Origin of the sequence: Kitasatospora sp. NPDC004745 (assembly GCF_042873275.1) — a bacterium.
GTDB lineage: Bacteria > Actinomycetota > Actinomycetes > Streptomycetales > Streptomycetaceae > Kitasatospora.
The window spans coordinates 285,973-303,329 of sequence record NZ_JBIALK010000002.1; the positions used below are offsets into that span (position 1 = coordinate 285,973).

Sequence of the window (17,357 nt, forward strand, 5' to 3'; positions counted from 1 at the left end):
ACTGGGGCGAAACGCGCCTAGGGGAGCGTAACGACTGCGGCGGCGTACACGAGACCCGCCCCGAACCCGATGATCAGGGCGAGGTCGCCGCTGCGGGCCTCGCCGCTCTCCAGCATGCGCTCCATCGCCAACGGGATGGAGGCGGCGGAGGTGTTGCCGGTCTCCGAGATGTCGCGGGCGACCGGCACCGAGTCGGGCAGCTTGAGCGCCTTGATCATGGCGTCGGTGATGCGCATGTTGGCCTGGTGCGGGATGAAGGCGCCTAGCTGGTCGGCGGTGATCCCGGCGGCGTCCAGCGCCTGCTGGGCCACCTTGGCCATCTCCCAGACCGCCCAGCGGAAGACCGTCTGGCCCTCCATCCGCAGGGCCGGCCACTTGGTCTCCTCGCCCGCGCCGTTGACGGCGTCGGGCTTGGCGAAGGCGGTGTCCCAGGCGTGGGTCTGCGAGATGACGTCCGACTGCGAGCCGTCCGAGCCCCAGATCACCTTGCCGATGCCGGGGGTGTCGGAGGGGCCGACGATCGCGGCGCCGGCGCCGTCGCCGAAGATGAACGCGGTCGAGCGGTCCGACTGGTCGGTCAGGTCGCTGAGCCGCTCGACGCCGACCACCAGCACGTACTCGGCGCTGCCGCCGCGGATCATGCCGTCGGCCAGGCCCAGGCCGTAGCCGAAGCCGGCGCAGGCGGCCGAGATGTCGAAGGCCGGGGCGGTGCCGCAGCCGAGCCGCTCGGCGATCTCGGTGGCGATCGCCGGGGTCTGCTTGAGGTGCGAGACGGTCGCGACGATCACGCCGCCGATCTGGTCGGGGGAGATCCCGGCCTGCGCGATGGCCTTGCCGGCGGCCTGCACCGACATCTCGGCGACGGTCTCCTCCGGGCCCGCCCAGCGGCGCTCGGCGATCCCGCTGCGGGTGCGGATCCACTCGTCCGAGGAGTCGATCCACTCCAGCACCTCGGCGTTGGGGATCACCCGCACCGGGCGGTAGCCGCCCACCCCGAGGATGCGCGAGAACTGCGCACCCACGGTGGGACGGATCTGCGGCTTGCTCATGCCTGGGTCTCCTGCTCCTGACCGCCGTGCTCCGCGACGAGCGCGCGGGCCTTGTCCAGGTCGGCGGGGGTCTTGAGGGCAAGCGTCGCCACACCCTTGAGGTTGCGCTTGACCAGTCCGGTGAGCGTGCCCGCGGGGGACAGCTCGATGACGGCGGTCGCGCCCAGGCGGCCCAGGGTCTCCATGCAGAGGTCCCAGCGGACCGGGTTGGAGACCTGCGACACCAGGCGGTCGAGCACCTCGGCGCCGGAGTCCACGACCCCGCCGTCCCGGTTGGACACGTAGCGGACCTGCGGGTCGGCGACGGTCAGCGTCGGGGCCAGTGCGGCCAGCCGCTCGACACCCGGGGCCATGTGCTCGGTGTGGAAGGCGCCGGCGACCTTCAGGGCCACCAGCTTGGCGCCGACCGGCGGGTCCGCCCGCAGCGCCTCCAGCTGGGCCAGCGTGCCGGCCGCGACGATCTGGCCGCCACCGTTGTTGTTGGCCGCGGTCAGGCCGTGCTCGGCGAGCTTCGCCGCCACGACCTCCTGGTCGCCGCCGAGCACGGCGATCATGCCGGTCTCGGTGACGGCGGCGGCCGCGGCCATGGCCTGGCCGCGCTCGCGGACGAAGGCCAGCGCGTCGTGCGCGCTCAGCACACCGGCGCCGGCGGCGGCGGTGATCTCGCCGACGCTGTGGCCGGCGACGGCGCCGACCAGCTTGCGGGCGACGTCCTCGTCCGGGAACAGCTCCCGGGCGGTCATGAGACCGGCGGCGACCAGCAGCGGCTGGGCGACGGCGGTGTCCTTGATCTCCTCGGCGGAGGCCTCGGTACCGGCGTGCACCAGGTCGAGCCCGGCGACCTCCGACCAGCCGCGCAGGCGGTCGGCGACACCGTCGAGCTCCAGCCAGGGGCTGAGGAAACCGGGGGTCTGGGCACCCTGTCCAGGGGCGACGATTACGAGCACGGTTCAACCCTCTCTCGCCAGGCGCCCAGGGGCGGGTAGGCGACGGTAACGAAGAAAACCATCCGGGATTGTAAGTTCCCTACATTCGGCTCAACTCGGCTCCCCGGCGGCGGTCAGCCGGCCGAGGGCGAGTGCGATCCGCAGCGTGAACGCCGAACGTACGTCGGAGGGGGCGTACCCCGTGACGTCGGTCACACGTCGTAGCCGGTAGCGCACCGTGTTGGGGTGGACGAAGAGCATCCGGGCCGCGCCCTCCAGGGAGGAGGCCTGCTCCAGGTAGACGCTCAGCGTTTCCAGCAGCGCCGAGCCGGCTTCGTCCAGTGGTGTGTAGATCTCCTCCACCAGTTGGCGGCGGGCGGCCTGGTCACCGGCCAGCGCCCGCTCGGGCAGCAGGTCGTCGGCCAGGACCGGTCGGGGGGCGTCCGGCCAGGCGGCGCAGGCGCGCAGCCCGGCCGCCGCGGCGTGCGCCGAACGGGTGGCCGAGAGCAGGTCCGGCACGGTCGGGCCGACCACCACCGGGCCCGGCGCGAACTGGCCGATCAGCGCCCGGGCGGCGTGCACCGGCTCCTTGTCGCCACCCACCACCACCACCAGCCGCTTGCCGAGCACACCGGTCAGCACGTGCAGCTTGGCGTAGCGGGCGGCCCGGCGGATCGCCTCGACCACCAGCTCGCTGTCGCCGTCCGGGGCGCTGCCCATCACCACCCGGACCTGGCTGGGCTGGCCCCAGCCCAGTGCGGCCGCCCGGGACAGCACGCCCTCGTCGGCGTCGCCGGACAGCAGCGAGTTGACCACCAGCGCCTCCAGCCGGGCGTCCCAGGCGCCGCGGGCCTCGGCCGCCTGGGCGTACACCTGCGCGGTGGCGAAGGCGATCTCCCGGGCGTAGACCAGCACGGACTCGCGCATGTCCGCCTCGTCGCCGGGGGCGGCCACCTCCTCGATGGCCTCCTCCATCACCTCGATCGTGGTGCGGATCAGCTCGACGGTCTGGCGCAGCGTGATCGCCCTGGTCAGCTCGCGCGGGGCGGTGCCGAAGACGTCGGTGGAGATCGCCTGCGCGGTGTCCGGGTGGCGGTACCACTCGGTGAAGGCGGCGATGCCGGCCTGGGCGACCAGGCCGATCCAGGAGCGGTGCTCCGGCGGCATCCGCCGGTACCAGCCGAGCTGGTCGTCCATCCGCGAGATCGCGGCGGTGGCCAGCTTGCCCGAGGACTTCTCCAGCCGCTTCAGCGTCGCGGCACGGCGCTCGGCGCGTTCGGCGGCGTTTCTGCGCTCCTGCGCGGTCAGGCGCGGCGCCGCCCGGCCGGGACGGTCGCGCACGGCCCGGGGAGCCGGACTCGTCCCGGTCGTCCCGGGCTCGGGGCTGGGTTCGCTCTTGGAGTTCGCGGATGCGGCTGGCACAGGGACAAGACTGCCTCACGTGAGTGACTGCTCGTGCACAGGCCCCGGGGGCGAGCCGGGAAGCGCGCTACGGTGGGGCCCGTGACCGACGCCGCCGCCCGCCCCCGAGCCGACCTGCGCCGCACCGCCGAGCGCTACCTCTCCACCCCGGCCGAGGGCGTCGAGACCCGACACGCGTTCTCCTTCTCCGGTCACTACGACCCGCGCAACACCCACTTCGGCGCGCTGCTCGCGTGCAACGAGGAGCTCCTCGCCCCGGGCGCAGGCTTCGACGAGCACAAGCACCGGGACACCGAGATCCTCACCTGGGTGCTGGAGGGGGCGCTGGCGCACCGGGACTCGCAGGGCCACGGCGGCGTGGTCCGCCCCGGCATGATCCAGCACCTCGGCGCGGGCTCCGGGGTCACCCACACCGAGCGCAACGTCGGCGGTGCCGACGGCCCGGTGCGGTTCGTCCAGATGTGGCTCCAGCCGGACGTGTTCGACGCGCCCCCGGTGTACGGGCTGCGCAGGGTGAAACCCGCGGACGGCGGGTTGACGCTGCTCGCCTCCGGGCTGGCCCGCGACGCCGGGACGGAGGCGCTGCGGCTGCGCCGCGGTGACGCCGCGCTCTGGCTGGCGAAGGCCGGACCGTGGCAGCCGTTGCCCCCGCTGCCCGGGGCCGCCTGGCGCTACGCGCACCTGACGGCCGGCTCGCTCGGCTACCGGACGGTCCCCGGGCCGAAGGGCGGCGGGCGCTCGATGGCCCCGGGCGACAGCGTGCGGATCACCGGGGACGCCTTCGCCGACCCGACGGCCGGCGAGGACGGCGCCGAACTGCTGCTCTGGGAGATGCACTCGCCGGTCTCGTACGGCTGACCCGCCGCCGGCCGGCTCCCCGGGGTCCGGCTAGCGGAGCTCGGCCAGCACGGCGTCCGAGAGGGCCGGCCAGACCTCGGCGGCCCACGGGCCGAAGTCCCGGTCGGTGAGCGCGACGCAGGCCACGCCGGCCTCCGGGTCGACCCACAGGAACGTCCCGGACTGGCCGAAGTGACCGAAGGTGCCGGGCGAGTTGGCGGTGCCCGTCCAGTGCGGGGACTTGCCGTCGCGGATCTCGAAGCCCAGGCCCCAGTCGTTCGGGCGGCGGTGGCCGTAGCCGGGCAGCACGCCGCTGGTCCCCGGGAAGGCGACCTCGCGGGTGGCCCGCCGGATGGTCGACGGGTCCAGCAGCTTGGGGGACTGCAGCTCGGCGGCGAAGCGGACCAGGTCGGCGACCGTGGACAGGCCGCCCGCCCCGGCCGGGGACCTGTGCGCGGTGTTGAGCAGGGTGTCGTGCATGCCCAGCGGCTGGAACACCGCCTCGGCGGCGTACCGGGAGAACTCGATCCCGGCGGCCTCGGACAGCGCCCGGGCCAGCGCGTCGAAGCCCGCGTTGGAGTACAGCCGGCGGTCGCCGGGCGCGGCGAACACCCGGTCCTCGTCGAAGGCCAGGCCGGAGGTGTGCGCGAGCAGGTGGCGGACGGTCGACCCGGGCGGGCCGGCCGGGTCGTCCAGCTCGAAGACCCCCTCCTCGACGGCGACCAGCGCGGCGTACGCGGTGAGCGGCTTGGTCACCGAGGCCAGCGGGAACAGGTGCTGCTGCGGGCCGTGCGCGCCCAGCACGGCACCGTCCGACCCCCTGACCACCGCCGCCGCGGCGTGGGGCACCGGCCAGTTCTCGATCATCCGCAAGCTCTCCATGCGCCCGACTCTAACGAAGCGCGGAAAACCGGTGGCGGGAGCACCCGGCCGACGGGCTTGCTTGGAGTGCACTCCAACTCGCTAGCGTCGTCGTCACCGCACACCACAGGGGGTAACCGATCATGGCCGTGCTCGCCGCCGTCCCGCTCGACCTGCGCAGCTGCACCGAGGTGTTCAGCCGCCCGGTCGGCGATCCGGACCGGACCCCGCGGCACACCATCAGCGAGGTCTCCGCGGCCAGCGGCCTCACCGCGCACACCCTGCGCTGGTACGAGCGGATCGGCCTGCTCGACCCGGTCGACCGCTCCGCCAGCGGCCAGCGCCGCTACTGCGACGCGGACCTGCACCGACTGGCCTTCCTGGGCAGGCTGCGGCTGACCGGGATGCCGGTGGCGGACATGCTCCGGTACGTCGACATGGCCCGCCGCGGCGAGGAGACCTACGAGGGGCGCCGGCAGCTGCTCGTCGACCAGCGCGAGGAGGTGCGGCAGCGGATCGCCGACCTCCAGGCCACCCTCGCCGTCCTCGACTACAAGATCGACCTCTACGCCGGGAAGATCGCCGACAGCGGCGACGCCCCGGTCCAGTGCCAGCACCACCGAGCAGAGGAAGAGCAGAGCGCATGACCGACCCCGCCCTCCCCACCGCCCTCCCCACCGCCCGACTCGGCGCCGACGGCCCCCTCGTGGGGGTCCAGGGCCTCGGCTGCATGGGCATGAGCGAGTTCTACGGCCCGAGCGACCGGACCGAGTCGCTCGCCACCCTGGACGCGGCCCTGGCGGCCGGCGTCACCCTGTTCGACACCGCCGACGCCTACGGCTCCGGCCACAACGAGGAGCTGATCGGCCCCTTCGTCCGCGCCAACCGGGAACGGGTGGTGCTCGCCACCAAGTTCGCGCTCGTCCGCAGGCAGGAGGACCCGGGCTACCGCGGCATCAGCAACGACCCCGCCTACATCCGCTCCGCCGTGGACGCCTCGCTGCGCCGCCTCGGCGTGGACGAGATCGACCTCTACTACATGCACCGCCGCGACCCGGCCGTGCCGCTGGCCGACTCGGTCGGCGCGATGGCCGAGCTGGTGGCGGCCGGCAAGGTGCGCCACCTCGGGCTGTCCGAGGTGACCGGCGCCGAGCTGCGCGAGGCCCACGCCGTCCACCCGATCGCCGCGCTGCAGTCCGAGTGGTCGGTGTTCGCCCGGGACGTCGAGCGCACGGTGGTGCCGGCCGCGGCCGAACTGGGCGTCGCCTTCGTCCCGTACTCGCCGCTCGGCCGGGGTTTCCTCACCGGGGCCTTCCAGGCCGCCGAGGAGCTCGCGGCCGACGACTTCCGGCGCACCCAGCCGCGCTTCACCGGGGCCAACGCGGCGGCCAACACCGAACTGCTGGCACCGCTGCGGGAGATCGCGGCGGACCGCGGGGCGAGCCTCGCCCAGGTCGCGCTGGCCTGGGTGCACCAGCGGGCCGAGGTGCACGGGCTCACCGTCGTCCCGATCCCCGGCACCCGCAAGCGGAGCCGGCTCGCCGAGAACACCGCGGCCGCCGTGCTGCGGCTCACCGCGGAGGAGCTGGACCAGCTGGAGCCGGTGGCGGGAGCGGTCGCCGGGGACCGCTACCCGGACATGCGGTTCACCCAGGTCGGGCGGGAGTAGCCGGCGCCCCGGGGGAACGGCCGCCGGTGCCCCTCCGGGCGTCCGCGCCAGCTCACACCTCGCGGCCCAGCCAGGCGGCCAGCCGGGTGTGCACGTCGGCGTCCTCGGCGACCGGCCGGACCTCGTCGAACGGCACGGCACCGCCGCGGTGTCCGGCGGGCAGGACGGCCCCGGCGACGGCCAGCGCGGCGTGCGACAGGGCGTCGTCCAGCGGCTGGGCGGAGCCGAGCGCCCGGGCGATGTCCCAGGTGTGGCCGACCGCCTCCATCAGGTAGCCGCCGACCGCGATCGCGCCGGGCACCACGCCCCAGGGCGCGTGGGTCGGGCGGTCCAGCTTGGCGTCGTCCGCCCAGGCCGCGGCGGCGCGGTCGCGGGCCCGTTCCAGGGCGGCCGGCCAGGCGTCGTCGGGCAGGTCCCCGGTGGCCGCGACGACGTCCTCGGCCCGGCCGCCCTCGCCCATGTACGCGAAGCGGTGGACGCCGCCGACCACGTGGCCCAGCAGCTGCCGCAGCGTGAAGTCGGTGCACGGGGTGGGCCGGTCGAGGGCGTCCGGGGTGATCTCGGCGAACAGCTTCTCCAGCTGGCCGAGGGCGAGCAGGTACTGCGGGCGGGCGTCCTGGACGGAGGTCACGTGGAATCAGCTCCCTGGTGTCGGGCGGTCTTTCGGGCTCGGACGGCAATCTCCCAGTAAAACCTGACAACCGCCGTCAGGTTTTCTGGGATTCTGCTGCCATGAAGGCCGACCGCCTGCTCTCGATCCTGCTCCTGCTCCAGACCCGCGGCCGGGTGCCCGCCACCGAACTGGCCGAGCGGCTGGAGGTGTCCGTCCGCACCATCTACCGCGACGTCGAGTCGCTCTCCGCCGCGGGCGTGCCGGTGTTCACCGAACGCGGCCGGCACGGCGGCATCAGCCTGCTGCCCGGCTACCGCACCGACGTCACCGGGCTGACCGCGGACGAGGCCCGGGCCCTGTTCGTGCTCTCCGCCCAGGGCGCGCACAGCGACCTCGGACTCGACGGCGCCCTCGGCTCGGCCCTGCGCAAGGTGATGGCCGCGCTGCCGGCACCGCACCGCCCGGCCGCCGAGCGGATCAGCGAACGCGTCCTGGTCGACCCGGCGCGCTGGATGCAGAGCGGCCCGCCGGGCGGCGTTCAGCCGGGCACCCCGGCGGGGGCGCAGTCCGGGGCCCGGAGCGGGGCGGAGCTCGGCGAGCTGCAGTACGCGGTGTTCGCCGACCGGCGGCTGCGGCTGCGCTACCGCCACAGCGGCACGCCCGCGCCGGTGGACTACACCGTCGACCCGTACGGGCTGGTGAGCAAGGCCGGGGTCTGGTACCTGGTGGCGGACCTGCGCGGGGAGCCCCGGCTGTTCCGGGCCGACCGGGTGCTGCTCGCCGGGACCACCGAGGAGCCGGTGCGCCGCCGCCCCGGGATCGGGCTCGGGGACGCCTGGGCGGTGCTGCGCGACCAGGTGGAGCGGCTGCCCAAGGAGCTGCAGGTGCGGGTGCGGGTGCGGCGCGGGCGCCTGGACATGTTCGTCCGGATCCACGGCGGCCGGGTCACCGCCTCGCCCGACTCAGGCGCCGGGCCGGCCGAGGAGTGGGTGGAGGTCGCGATGGCCTTCCCCTCGCCGGCGGCCGTCCGCTCGCTGCTCGCCTTCGGCGCCGACGCCGAGGTGCTGTCCCCGCCGGCCGCCCGGCGCGAACTCGCCCGCGCGGCGGCCGACGCGCTGCGCCTCTACCAGGACCAGGGCACGCCCTGAGGGTTGTTTCAGGAGGTCGGGCCCGGGGCGTCAGGAGCCGGTGTTCGGGCGGACGACGTCCTGGTAGTGGCCGAGCGAGATCGCCGCGAAGTTGTGCAGGCTGTCGGTGCCCTCGGTGAAGTAGCCGTTGTGGCCGGCCGCTCGGGCGGAGGAGATCTGCTCGGCGCCGAAGCCGCTCGCGGTCGGGTCGGCGCCGTGGCCGAGCCCGCCGACCTCCAGGTACGGGACGTTGCCGATCCAGTCGCTGGGGTTGCGGGTGGCCCAGACGTGCACACCGGTGCCCAGTTCGCCGGTGCTCTGCACGCCCATGCCGGGGCTGCCGAACACCATCATGTCGGTGACCCCGGTGGTGTCGGACGGCGAGGCGGCCGCGCGGGGGATCTCGGGGGCGGCGTTGCCGCAGACCACGGATCCGTAGGAGTGGCAGAGCAGGGCCGGCGGTGCGTCCGGCCGGGTGGTCTCCTTGAGCCCGGCGAGCAGCCGTTGGAGCCGGGGCGCGCCGACGTCGGCCAGCCGGGAGGTGACGGCGTCGGGGCCGAGGCCGGAGGGGGTGACGTAGCCGGTCCAGGCGATCACCGCGGTGCGGGTGTCCGGAGCCTGCCTCCGCTCCTCGGCGTGCAGGGCGCGGGCCATGCCGGCCGGGGAGCGCAGCGGCTCGGCGGACTGGTCGAAGTGGCCGAGGTCGGCGTCCGAACCGGGGACGAGGACGGAGATCCGCTCGGCGTCGGCGAGGTCGCCCCACACTTCGGAGACCAGACCGCGGCCGCGCGGGTCGAAGGCGAGGATCTGCCGGCCCGGGGCGAGCAGGTGGTCGACGTCGTTGGCGCGGGAGACGGCCAGGTCGCGGGTGTCGGAGTCGAGCTTCCGGTCGGCGGCCCGGGCCCGGGCGCGGTCCCGTTCGGCGGTCAGCGCGATCCGGTTGGCGCGGTAGCGCAGGTCCAGCGGGGCGCCGTCGTAGTTGCCGACGACCAGCGGGTAGTCCTTGATCAGCCGGTCCAGCTCGGTCGGGGCGAGCGAGGCGAAGAAGTCGGCGGCGGCGGCCGGGCTGGTGGTGGCCGGGTCGGGCAGGGTGCGCCCGAAGCTGTGGTCCTGGACCCAGGCGGCGCTGCCGGCCGGGGGTGTGGAGATCGCCAGCTGCTCGGTGGAGGCGGCGGCCTGGGCGGCCGCGGCGCCGGCGTCGGCGAGCACGGCACAACCCGCGAACGCCCCGATCAGTACCCGCTTCCAGCGTCGACGGTTGCGCACCGCACCAACTCCCTTGGGGCCCGTCACCGTTTCTCGGGCGGTGCCCGGAGGGTGCGACTCAAACACTGCTGACTTCCTGGGCAAAGCCTAGAGGTCACAGGAGTATGACGGACCCGGCCAAACTGTGGGATGGGTCACATGAACCGGGAGTGTCGGTGCGGCGTCCGGGCGTGGCCCGGGGGCCGTCTACGCGTCGAACTCGCGGACCAGCCGTTTGGGTGCCGTCCGCCGCCAGGCCTCGGTGACGAGGTCGTGCAGCTCCTCCCGGTCGACCCGGTCCAGCCGGACGCTCACCCAGCCGTGCCGGCCGACGTACGGCGCGACGGAGAACACCTCGGGCTCGGCGGCGAGCAGTTCGGCCTGGTCCTCGGGGGAGGCCTTGACCGTGACCGCCAGGCCGCCCGGCGCGCCCATCGCGAAGATCCTGCCGCGCACCCGCAGGGTCTCGATGTCCCAGGTCGGCTCCTGCGCGGCCTCCGGCAGGCCCAGGGCCATCGCACGGAACTCGTCGAACGTCACCATGGCCGCAGCGTAGGGCAGGGGACCGACACCGTGCTCCCGGTGCGCGCGGAACGCACCGGGAGCACCGGCCGCGGCGGCGTCAGAGCAGCGAGGACCAGGCGTCGCAGGAGCGGTCGCCGGCGACCAGCCGGTCCGGGTGGCCGCTGCCGTCGGCGACCGAGATCCGACGGTAGCCCTGGCCGGAGAAGCACCAGAACTCGCTCCGGCCGCCGACCCGCTGACAGTCCGGCACGGGCAGGAAGCAGTCCACCCGGGTGAGGCCGGTCAACGAGCCCCACTGGGTGAGCTCGCGGTCGGTGCGCTCGCGGACGTCGGTGTGCGCGGAGCCGTCGGCGATCGAGCACAGCCGGTACTGCTGCCGGCCGCCGGTGGTGTGGAACACCCAGTACCAGCTCTTGCCGCCGACCCGCTGCTGGTCCGGCACGGGCAGCCAGCAGTCCACCTGCCCGACGCCGCTGAGCGATCCCCAGGCGGTGAGTTCGCGGTCCGGGCGCTCCTGCCGGGTGGTGTAGCGGCCGCCGTCGCAGGTGATCGTGACGGTCCGGTACTGCTGGCGGCCGTTGGTGCTGTGGAAGACCCAGTACCAGCTCGTGCCGCCCGGGTCCTGCAGGTCGGCCATGGGCAGGACGCAGTCGACCCGGCCGACGCCCTGCAGGCAGGACCAGGTGTCCAGCCAGGTGTCGTCCTCGACCTTGCGGTCGGTGTGGGCGGAGCCGTCGGCCACCGAGATCAGCCGGCAGCGGTCGCCGTGGAACGCCCAGTACCGGCTCTGCCCGGCGCGGCGCTGCTGGTCGGGGACGGGGAGGAACTCGTCGCAGGGGTAGGCCTTCACCGGCTGCGGGGCCGGCTGCGCCTGCCCGCCGCCCTGTTCCTGGGTGCCGCCCTGGCCGCCGGTCGTGCCCTGCCCGCCGCCCTGGGTGCCGCCCTGGGGGGTGAGCCGGCCGTCGGCGAGCGCCCTGAGGAGGCTGAGGGACGGCATGAAGGCGTACACCGACCCGGTGGTCTGGACGAACTGCTGGAAGCTCACCGGGGTGTGCCCGACGAGGCCGTCCGGGCCCCGGCTCTCGAAGTCGACCTCGGGGGCCTCCTGGGTGACCGGGTCCTTGCCGGGCACCGGCCGCGGGCCGGCGTGCCCCGCCGGGGTGGCGCCGCCGCTGTCCCGGTTCGGCGGGAAGTTCGGCTGGTCCATCCAGTCGGCCTGGATGAACTCGAACTGCCGCTGGATGTCGGCCTGGTAGCAGATGAACAGCAGGCCGCGCGGGTCGTCGGGGCCGCCGGGGCCCTCCGAGGCCGGGTCGAACGGGGACCCGTACGGCGTGCCGCGGCGGATGATCCGCCGGCCGTCGAGGACCCCGGCGTCGAGCGGCGGCTGGTCCGGGGCCTCCTGCAGTCCGGCGCGCGGGCTGGTCTTGCGCAGGTGCGACCAGAGCGGGGTGACCAGGCCCTCCAGGTCGTCCCGGAAGTCGAAGTCGTTGTCGTTGGCGGCGGCGGGGTTGTTCGGGACGTCCCGGTCCTGGTGCTTGCAGACCGGCGCGCCGGAGCGCCACCGCCCGACCATCCGGGCGGCCAGCCACTCGGCGGTGGCGCTCTCCGGGACGGCCTTGGCCTGCTTGAGCTCCCGGAGTCTGACCGAGACCTGCGACCACCAGCCGGGGACGTCCTGGGCGAGCCGCCGGACCACCTGGAAGGAGCCGTTGCGGCACCAGGCGGGGTACTGGTCCTTGGGGAAGCTGAACGGGTCGTTGTCCTCGCCGCACACGAACTCGCCGGCCGGGATGAGCCGGGTGCCGGGGTGGCCGTCCTCCTCCTGCGGTCTGGCCGGGTCGGGCCGGTCGAAGCCCTGGACGCCGGGCTCGCTGATGCCGTCCTTGAAGCCGAAGTGCTCCTTGCCCCGGCGACTGCCCTGGAGCGTCCTGGCGTTCTGCTGGTAGGCGATCAGGATCCGGCACTCGGCGGCGGCGATGCGCTGCGCCTCGATCGCGGTGACCAGGTCGCTCTCGGTGTCCGCGGAGATCTTCAGCAGCGCGTGGACCGGCTGGTTCCGCCCGTTGCCGAAGAGCCAGTTCTCCGGGGAGTTGTCGCCGGTGTCGCCGAGGGCGCCGGCTCGTCTGGCCGAGCCCTCCTGGAAGGCCTCCAGCCCGCTGCCGACCGGCGGCGGCGTCGGGAACGGGTCGGTGGTGGAGAGCATCCGCAGGCCCTCGTAGGTGAAGCTGACGCCGAGCCAGGTGGCCTTGAGCGTCTTCGGGTCGTCCCCGCCGGAGGACCTGCGGGCCTCGCTGAAGGCCTCGTTGAACTCGGCGACCTCGCGCGTGGTGGAGATCTGCGGGACGAGCCGGCGCACCCAGTCGCGGGCCCGGGCCGCGTCCTCGAACTTGAGGAAGAGGACGCTGACGTTGTCCTTCCTGAAGCCGGCCAGGATGTCCCCCTGGATCTCCTCGCTCGCGCGCAGTCTCAGATCCGTTGCCATGGTTCTGGTGTTCCTTTCGGTGGATTCCGGGGGATCAGGCCGTCGAGCTGAGCTGGACCCACTTCGCGACGCTGGGCACGCCCTGGTCGTTGAGGAGGAAGAGCATGTACCAGCCGGGCGGGGCGGCCTTGGCGTCCGGCGGGGCCTGGAGCTGCAGACGGTTGCCGGCCCGGCTGGTGATCCGCAGGTCGAGGTGGCGCTGGCTGGTGTTGACCGAGTGGGTGGAGGTGGTCGGGGCCAGCAGCACGGCCTTGACGGCCTGGCCGGGGGTGGTGCTGGTGACGGTGAAGCTCTTGTCGTAACCGACCGGCGTGGTGGGCGGGTTGTCCAGCGCGGGGCGGGCGCCCTGGTGCAGGTAGGCCGGCTCGTAGATCTCGATGGTGCCGTTCATGCTGCTGGGGATGGCCGCGGTGTCGGGGTTGTTGGCGAGCTGCTGGAGCTCGTCCCCGGTGACCATCACGCGGCCGTCGGGCAGGACCACGGCGTTGGAGTGGTAGCCGCGCGGCAGCCGCTGGACGGGGCCGAGCTTCCAGTTGCCCTGGTCGTCGCGCAGTTCGACCTGGCGGTACTTGAGGTCCGCGTTCGGGTTGTACGGGCCGTTGCCGTAGTCGCGGATGTCGTAGGCGCCGTTGACGGTCATCAGCCGGCCGTTGGGCAGCAGCAGCGTGTCGTCCTGGGTGCGGCCGAAGGCGCGGGACTTCTCGGCGGTCCAACTGCCGTTGGAGAAGCGCAGGGTGCTCGGGTTGTCGCGGTCGCCGCCGAGGACCAGCGCGGAGTCCGGGCCGCTCACGCCGCCGGGCAGCATGACGGCGGACCCGTAGTTGCGCCGGCGGCCGTCAGGGCGGGCGGTGAGGTCGCTGCGGGACTCGGCGACGGGGTCGAACCGCCACTGCTCGTCGGCCTGGCGCCCGAAGCCGTAGACGTTGCCGTCGTTGAGCGAGAAGAGGTGCGGGTAGTCGGTGCTGAACGGGGCGTCCGCCTTGAACCGGTCCACCGGGGTGTTCCGCGGGGTGTCGTTCCGGCCCTGCGGGACGGGGAAGCCCTTGGCGGGGAAGCGTTCGACCACCGGGGTCGGGGTGCCGTAGCCGAGTTCGGACTGGCCGGACATGATCAGCTGCCGGCCGTCGGCGCCGGTGACCACCGAGGGGTACCAGCGGCCGACGGACATGTCGGGGTTGCGGGTCCAGGTCTCCGTCCACGGGTCGAAGACCAGGGAGAGCTTGGCGCCGGTGCCGCCGTTGCCGCCCAGGTTCCCGCCGAAGACGCCGAGCATGCCGTTGGGGAGGAAGGAGTGGCCGGAGCAGAAGAACGGTGCCGGGCGCTCCTGGTCGAGGCCGTCCGGCATGTTGGCGATCGGTGGGGTGACCTGCTTGAAGGCGTCCGTGCCGGTGCCCTTGGCGGGGTCCCAGAGGAAGGCCCGGCCGGCGTTCTCCCGGCCGATGGTCTGGGTGGGGGCGGGTTCCTTCTCCGGGTTGCTCTCGATCCGTTCGAAGGAGAACAGCAGCACCTTGCCGGTCGGCAGCAGGGCGACGTGGTCGCCGAAGTCGGGGGAGGGGAAGTACTCCTTGAACGCGCCGGACACCGCCGGGTCGAAGCCGGCGTTGGTGCTCGCCTGGGAGGCCGTCAGGGCGTTGTAGCGGTTGGTGCGGGTGGTCTGCGGGTAATCGCCGATGCCGCGGATGGCCGCGCGGGCCCGGGCGTGCTCCTCGGCGTGCTCCGGTCCGAGCGCGGCCACCTCGTCGTCCCGCATCTCGGCCATCACCCGAGGGGAGGCGACGTGCGGGGCGAGGTCGTTCTGCCCGGGGGCGGCGGGCTCACCGTGCGCGGCGGCCGGGCCGACGGCGCTCATCAGGGTGCCGGCGGTGACGGCGCAGACCACCAGGGCCGCGGACAGCCGTCGGCGGGCCCGCGGCCGCGGGCATGGCGGAGGCAGGGACATGGGACTCCTCGGGAAGGGGCTGTTCGGGGGAAGGCGGGCGAATGCGGGCGGACGGCCGTGGGCGGGCGCGATCCGGCGATGGTCGCCGACGGTCACATGGCATCACAGTGCGTGGTGGTTCGCATGCGGATGCACCGGCCCGTGGCGGCCCCGCGGCGCAGAGCCGGACCACGCCGAAGGGGCGCGGACCGACTGGCCCGCGCCCCCTCCTCGCCTCACCTTCCGGCGCAGGTCACACCATGCCCAGCGCGTAGGCGGCGAACAGCGCGGACCCCGCGGCGGCCAGCGCCTTCCCGGCCCGGGAGAAGGCCGTCCACGGCCCGTCGAACCGCCGGGTGAACCACCCGATCGCCACCAGCACGGCTCCGAACAGCGGAAGCAGCAGCACCCGGGCCGCCACCCAGCCGAACGAGTCCGGCACCGTGGTCAGCCCCTGGACGGCGCCCAGGCCGGCCGCACCCGGCACCGCCACCGCGAGCATCGCGCTCTGGTGCCAGGTGAAGACCGTCATCGCCGAGAGGTTGACCACCACCACCGGCAGCCAGAGCAGCGGACGGCGGGTCAGCAGCCGGCCCAGCCGCTCCCGCAGCAGCACCGCCGCGCCGCACTGCAGCGCCGCCAGCGCGAGCACCAGCAGGGACGGCGGGTGCGAGTTGGTCCGCTCGACCCCCGGCACCCCGACCATGCTGGCCGGGTAGTGGAACACCAGCAGCAGGACGGCGAACAGCGTGCCGCCGCCGAACAGCAGTACCCGGGCGGCCGGCCGGCCGAGCCGCTCCTGCGCCCACAACACGCCCAGCTGGTAGCCGAACAGCCAGCCCGGAAGGATGTTCAGCAGCGCGATCCAGGACGGCACCGACTCCGCCCACGGCCCGTACCGCAGCAGGTCGACGGCGGCCACGGCGGTCACCAGGAGGCCCGCCGACCAGCCGCCCAGCCGGCGGCCGACCGCGGCGCAGAGCGGGGTCAGCGCGGTCAGCCCCAGGTAGACCCCGATGTACCAGAGCGGCTGCACCACGAGCGTCGCACCGGTGCGCACGGTGTCCCCGGGGACGCCGAGCGCGGGCAGCAGGGCGATCAGCAGCGCCCAGACGGCGGTGACCCCGAGCACCGGGCGCAGCAGCCGCACCGTCCGGCCGCGCAGCCAGCCCCCGTACGTCACGCCCTTGGCCCGGGCCCGTTCCAGTGACCGGACCGAAGAGTGCCCGCCGACCAGGAAGAACACCCCGAGCATCTGCAGCACCCAGCTGACCGGGGCGAGCGAGCCGAGCGCGGAGAGCGGGCTGGCGTTGTGCAGGGCGCCGTCGGCGGAGAGCGTGAATCCGCCGAGCAGCCAGTGCCCGACCGGCACGGCGAGCAGGGCGAGGGCGCGCAGTCCGTCCAGGGCGCGGTCGCGGGTCACGGGGGTGCGCGCGTCGACCTGCCGGGCGGCGCGGTGCAGGGCGGTGAGCGGGTGGGCCATGGCGGTGCTCCTTTCGGTGGGGAGGGTCAGCGGCCGAGGGCGACGGCGGCGAAGGCGGCGAGCGAGGAGGTGCCGGGGGCGAAGTAGCCGGTGTGGCCGGTGGATCCGGTGGCGGGCAGCGGGCGGGCGCCGAAGCCGGGGGAGGTCGGGTCGGCGCCGTGTCCGAGTCCGAGCACCGAGACGAACGGGACGTCACCGATCCAGTCCCCGTCGTTGCGGGCGGTGGCCCAGAGCGGGACCCGCGGGTCGAGGTCGGCGGCCGAGCCGACGCCCATCCCGGGCGAGCCGAGGACGACCACGCCGGAGGCCTGCTCCGGGCCGGGGCGGGCCAGGCCGCAGACCACCGAGCCGTAGCTGTGGCAGAACACGGTGGGCGGCGCCTGCGGGCCGGTGGTGACGGCGAGTCCGTCGAGCAGCCGGGTGAGCCGGGTGGCGCCGGCCCGGGCCAGGTCCTCGGTGGCGGCGTCGAGGCCGATCCCCTCGGGGGTGGTGTAGCCGGCCCAGGCGATCACGGCGGTCCGGCCGCCGGTGGCCCGGTGGAGCTCCCGGGCCATCCCGACCGGGGTGCCGTACGGGTTGTCCGGGCGGTCGAACCGCAGCAGGTCGATGTCCGAGCCGGGGACGACGACGGCGGTGCGGTCCGCGGTGGTGAGGTCGCCGAACACCTCGGCGACCTGGCCGCGGCCGCGCGGGTCGAAGGCGAGGATCTGCCGGCCGCCGTCCAGCAGGCCGCGGTAGCGCGCGGTGCGGGCCCGGGCGGCCTCGTGGTCCTCGGGGGTGAGCGCCGGGTCCGTGGCCCGGGCGGTCTCCCGGTCGAGCTCGGCGGCGAGGGCCAGCGCGTTGGCCCGGTACCGCAGTCGTACCGGGGCGCCGTCGAGGTTGCCGACCACCAGCGGGTGGCGGGCGGCCAGTGCGTCCTGCCGCGCCGGGGTCAGCCCGGCGAAGAAGGCGGCGACCCCGGCCGGGGTGGTGGTGGCCGGGTCGGGCGGGTGGAGGCCGAACGCGGTGTCGGCGACCCAGGCGGCGCTGCCCGGCGGCGGGCCGGTGACGGGCTGCTGGCCGTCCGCGGCGAAGCCGCCGAGCCCCAGTACCGCGGTCAGCGCCACCGCGCCGGCCGCGAGGGCCCTCCTGACCCGATGCTTCCCCATGTCCGGCCCCTCCCTGGTCCGTTCGACTTCGACGGAGAGGAAGGTAGGA

Annotated in this window: 15 protein-coding genes; 4 read left to right on the forward strand and 11 right to left on the reverse strand. The window is 74.4% G+C overall.

Annotated features, from left to right (window positions below; all coding sequences use genetic code 11):
- Positions 1–17: 17 nt before the first annotated feature.
- From ACFYUY_RS04870 to ACFYUY_RS04880, 3 genes are all read right to left on the reverse strand, one after another.
- On the reverse strand, positions 18–1,049 hold the full coding sequence (locus ACFYUY_RS04870) for a beta-ketoacyl-ACP synthase III (protein WP_360210049.1): 1,032 nt from the start codon (positions 1,047–1,049) through the stop codon (positions 18–20).
- Entirely contained in the window at positions 1,046–1,996 is a 951-nt protein-coding gene (locus ACFYUY_RS04875) for an ACP S-malonyltransferase (RefSeq protein ID WP_360210047.1), read from the reverse strand. Before ACFYUY_RS04875 ends, ACFYUY_RS04870 begins: the two co-directional genes overlap by 4 nt.
- Positions 1,997–2,086: 90 nt before the next feature.
- The gene (locus tag ACFYUY_RS04880) at positions 2,087–3,283 is read right to left on the reverse strand and encodes a helix-turn-helix domain-containing protein (protein ID WP_360210207.1); all 1,197 of its coding nucleotides are present in this window, start codon (positions 3,281–3,283) and stop codon (positions 2,087–2,089) included.
- Between the two features lie 195 nt (positions 3,284–3,478).
- Between ACFYUY_RS04880 and ACFYUY_RS04885 the strand changes: the two genes are divergently transcribed.
- On the forward strand, positions 3,479–4,255 hold the full coding sequence (locus tag ACFYUY_RS04885) for a pirin family protein (protein WP_360210045.1): 777 nt from the start codon (positions 3,479–3,481) through the stop codon (positions 4,253–4,255).
- Positions 4,256–4,285: 30 nt separating this feature from the next.
- On the opposite strand, the gene ACFYUY_RS04890 is transcribed toward ACFYUY_RS04885, so the two are convergent.
- Entirely contained in the window at positions 4,286–5,116 is an 831-nt protein-coding gene (locus tag ACFYUY_RS04890; RefSeq protein WP_387897994.1) for a serine hydrolase domain-containing protein, read from the reverse strand.
- A 122-nt stretch (positions 5,117–5,238) separates the two neighbouring features.
- Between ACFYUY_RS04890 and ACFYUY_RS04895 the strand changes: the two genes are divergently transcribed.
- Both ACFYUY_RS04895 and ACFYUY_RS04900 read left to right on the forward strand, forming a co-directional pair.
- Positions 5,239–5,742: a MerR family transcriptional regulator gene (locus tag ACFYUY_RS04895; RefSeq protein ID WP_360210041.1), complete on the forward strand. Its 504-nt coding sequence runs from the start codon at positions 5,239–5,241 to the stop codon at positions 5,740–5,742.
- The gene (locus ACFYUY_RS04900; RefSeq protein WP_387897997.1) at positions 5,739–6,764 is read left to right on the forward strand and encodes an aldo/keto reductase; all 1,026 of its coding nucleotides are present in this window, start codon (positions 5,739–5,741) and stop codon (positions 6,762–6,764) included. The genes ACFYUY_RS04895 and ACFYUY_RS04900 overlap by 4 nt, the downstream gene beginning before the upstream one ends.
- Positions 6,765–6,816: 52 nt before the next feature.
- Here ACFYUY_RS04900 and ACFYUY_RS04905 read toward each other — a convergent pair whose 3' ends face one another.
- The gene (locus tag ACFYUY_RS04905) at positions 6,817–7,395 is read right to left on the reverse strand and encodes a TIGR03086 family metal-binding protein (RefSeq protein ID WP_360210037.1); all 579 of its coding nucleotides are present in this window, start codon (positions 7,393–7,395) and stop codon (positions 6,817–6,819) included.
- Between the two features lie 101 nt (positions 7,396–7,496).
- On the opposite strand from ACFYUY_RS04905, the gene ACFYUY_RS04910 reads away from it, so the two are divergent.
- Positions 7,497–8,525 (forward strand): helix-turn-helix transcriptional regulator, encoded by a 1,029-nt coding sequence (locus ACFYUY_RS04910; RefSeq protein ID WP_387898000.1) that lies wholly within the window; start codon positions 7,497–7,499, stop codon positions 8,523–8,525.
- Positions 8,526–8,555: 30 nt separating this feature from the next.
- Here ACFYUY_RS04910 and ACFYUY_RS04915 read toward each other — a convergent pair whose 3' ends face one another.
- The 6 genes from ACFYUY_RS04915 to ACFYUY_RS04940 form a co-directional block, all read right to left on the reverse strand.
- Positions 8,556–9,770, reverse strand: coding sequence for an alpha/beta hydrolase (locus ACFYUY_RS04915; RefSeq protein WP_387898003.1), 1,215 nt, complete (start codon positions 9,768–9,770; stop codon positions 8,556–8,558).
- 186 nt (positions 9,771–9,956) lie between these two features.
- Entirely contained in the window at positions 9,957–10,292 is a 336-nt protein-coding gene (locus tag ACFYUY_RS04920; RefSeq protein ID WP_360210031.1) for an MmcQ/YjbR family DNA-binding protein, read from the reverse strand.
- Positions 10,293–10,371: 79 nt separating this feature from the next.
- Positions 10,372–12,759, reverse strand: a complete 2,388-nt coding sequence (locus ACFYUY_RS04925; protein ID WP_387898006.1) for a Dyp-type peroxidase — start codon at positions 12,757–12,759, stop codon at positions 10,372–10,374.
- A gap of 34 nt (positions 12,760–12,793) precedes the next feature.
- Positions 12,794–14,698 carry a galactose oxidase-like domain-containing protein gene (locus ACFYUY_RS04930; RefSeq protein ID WP_360210027.1) on the reverse strand — a complete coding sequence of 635 codons (1,905 nt, stop codon included), beginning with the start codon at positions 14,696–14,698 and terminating at the stop codon, positions 12,794–12,796.
- Positions 14,699–14,930: 232 nt separating this feature from the next.
- The gene (locus ACFYUY_RS04935) at positions 14,931–16,160 is read right to left on the reverse strand and encodes an acyltransferase (protein ID WP_387898010.1); all 1,230 of its coding nucleotides are present in this window, start codon (positions 16,158–16,160) and stop codon (positions 14,931–14,933) included.
- Positions 16,161–16,186: 26 nt separating this feature from the next.
- Entirely contained in the window at positions 16,187–17,308 is a 1,122-nt protein-coding gene (locus ACFYUY_RS04940; RefSeq protein ID WP_360210023.1) for an alpha/beta hydrolase, read from the reverse strand.
- Between the last annotated feature and the right edge of the window lie 49 nt (positions 17,309–17,357).

Coding starts and splice junctions, on each gene's coding strand:
- ACFYUY_RS04930 (WP_360210027.1), bottom strand. CDS start 14,698: ATGTCCCTGCCTCCGCCATGCCCGCGGCCGCGGGCCCGCCGACGGCTG.
- ACFYUY_RS04900 (WP_387897997.1), top strand. CDS start 5,739: ATGACCGACCCCGCCCTCCCCACCGCCCTCCCCACCGCCCGACTCGGC.
- ACFYUY_RS04870 (WP_360210049.1), bottom strand. CDS start 1,049: ATGAGCAAGCCGCAGATCCGTCCCACCGTGGGTGCGCAGTTCTCGCGC.
- ACFYUY_RS04910 (WP_387898000.1), top strand. CDS start 7,497: ATGAAGGCCGACCGCCTGCTCTCGATCCTGCTCCTGCTCCAGACCCGC.
- ACFYUY_RS04925 (WP_387898006.1), bottom strand. CDS start 12,759: ATGGCAACGGATCTGAGACTGCGCGCGAGCGAGGAGATCCAGGGGGAC.
- ACFYUY_RS04920 (WP_360210031.1), bottom strand. CDS start 10,292: ATGGTGACGTTCGACGAGTTCCGTGCGATGGCCCTGGGCCTGCCGGAG.
- ACFYUY_RS04940 (WP_360210023.1), bottom strand. CDS start 17,308: ATGGGGAAGCATCGGGTCAGGAGGGCCCTCGCGGCCGGCGCGGTGGCG.
- ACFYUY_RS04935 (WP_387898010.1), bottom strand. CDS start 16,160: ATGGCCCACCCGCTCACCGCCCTGCACCGCGCCGCCCGGCAGGTCGAC.
- ACFYUY_RS04890 (WP_387897994.1), bottom strand. CDS start 5,116: ATGGAGAGCTTGCGGATGATCGAGAACTGGCCGGTGCCCCACGCCGCG.
- ACFYUY_RS04895 (WP_360210041.1), top strand. CDS start 5,239: ATGGCCGTGCTCGCCGCCGTCCCGCTCGACCTGCGCAGCTGCACCGAG.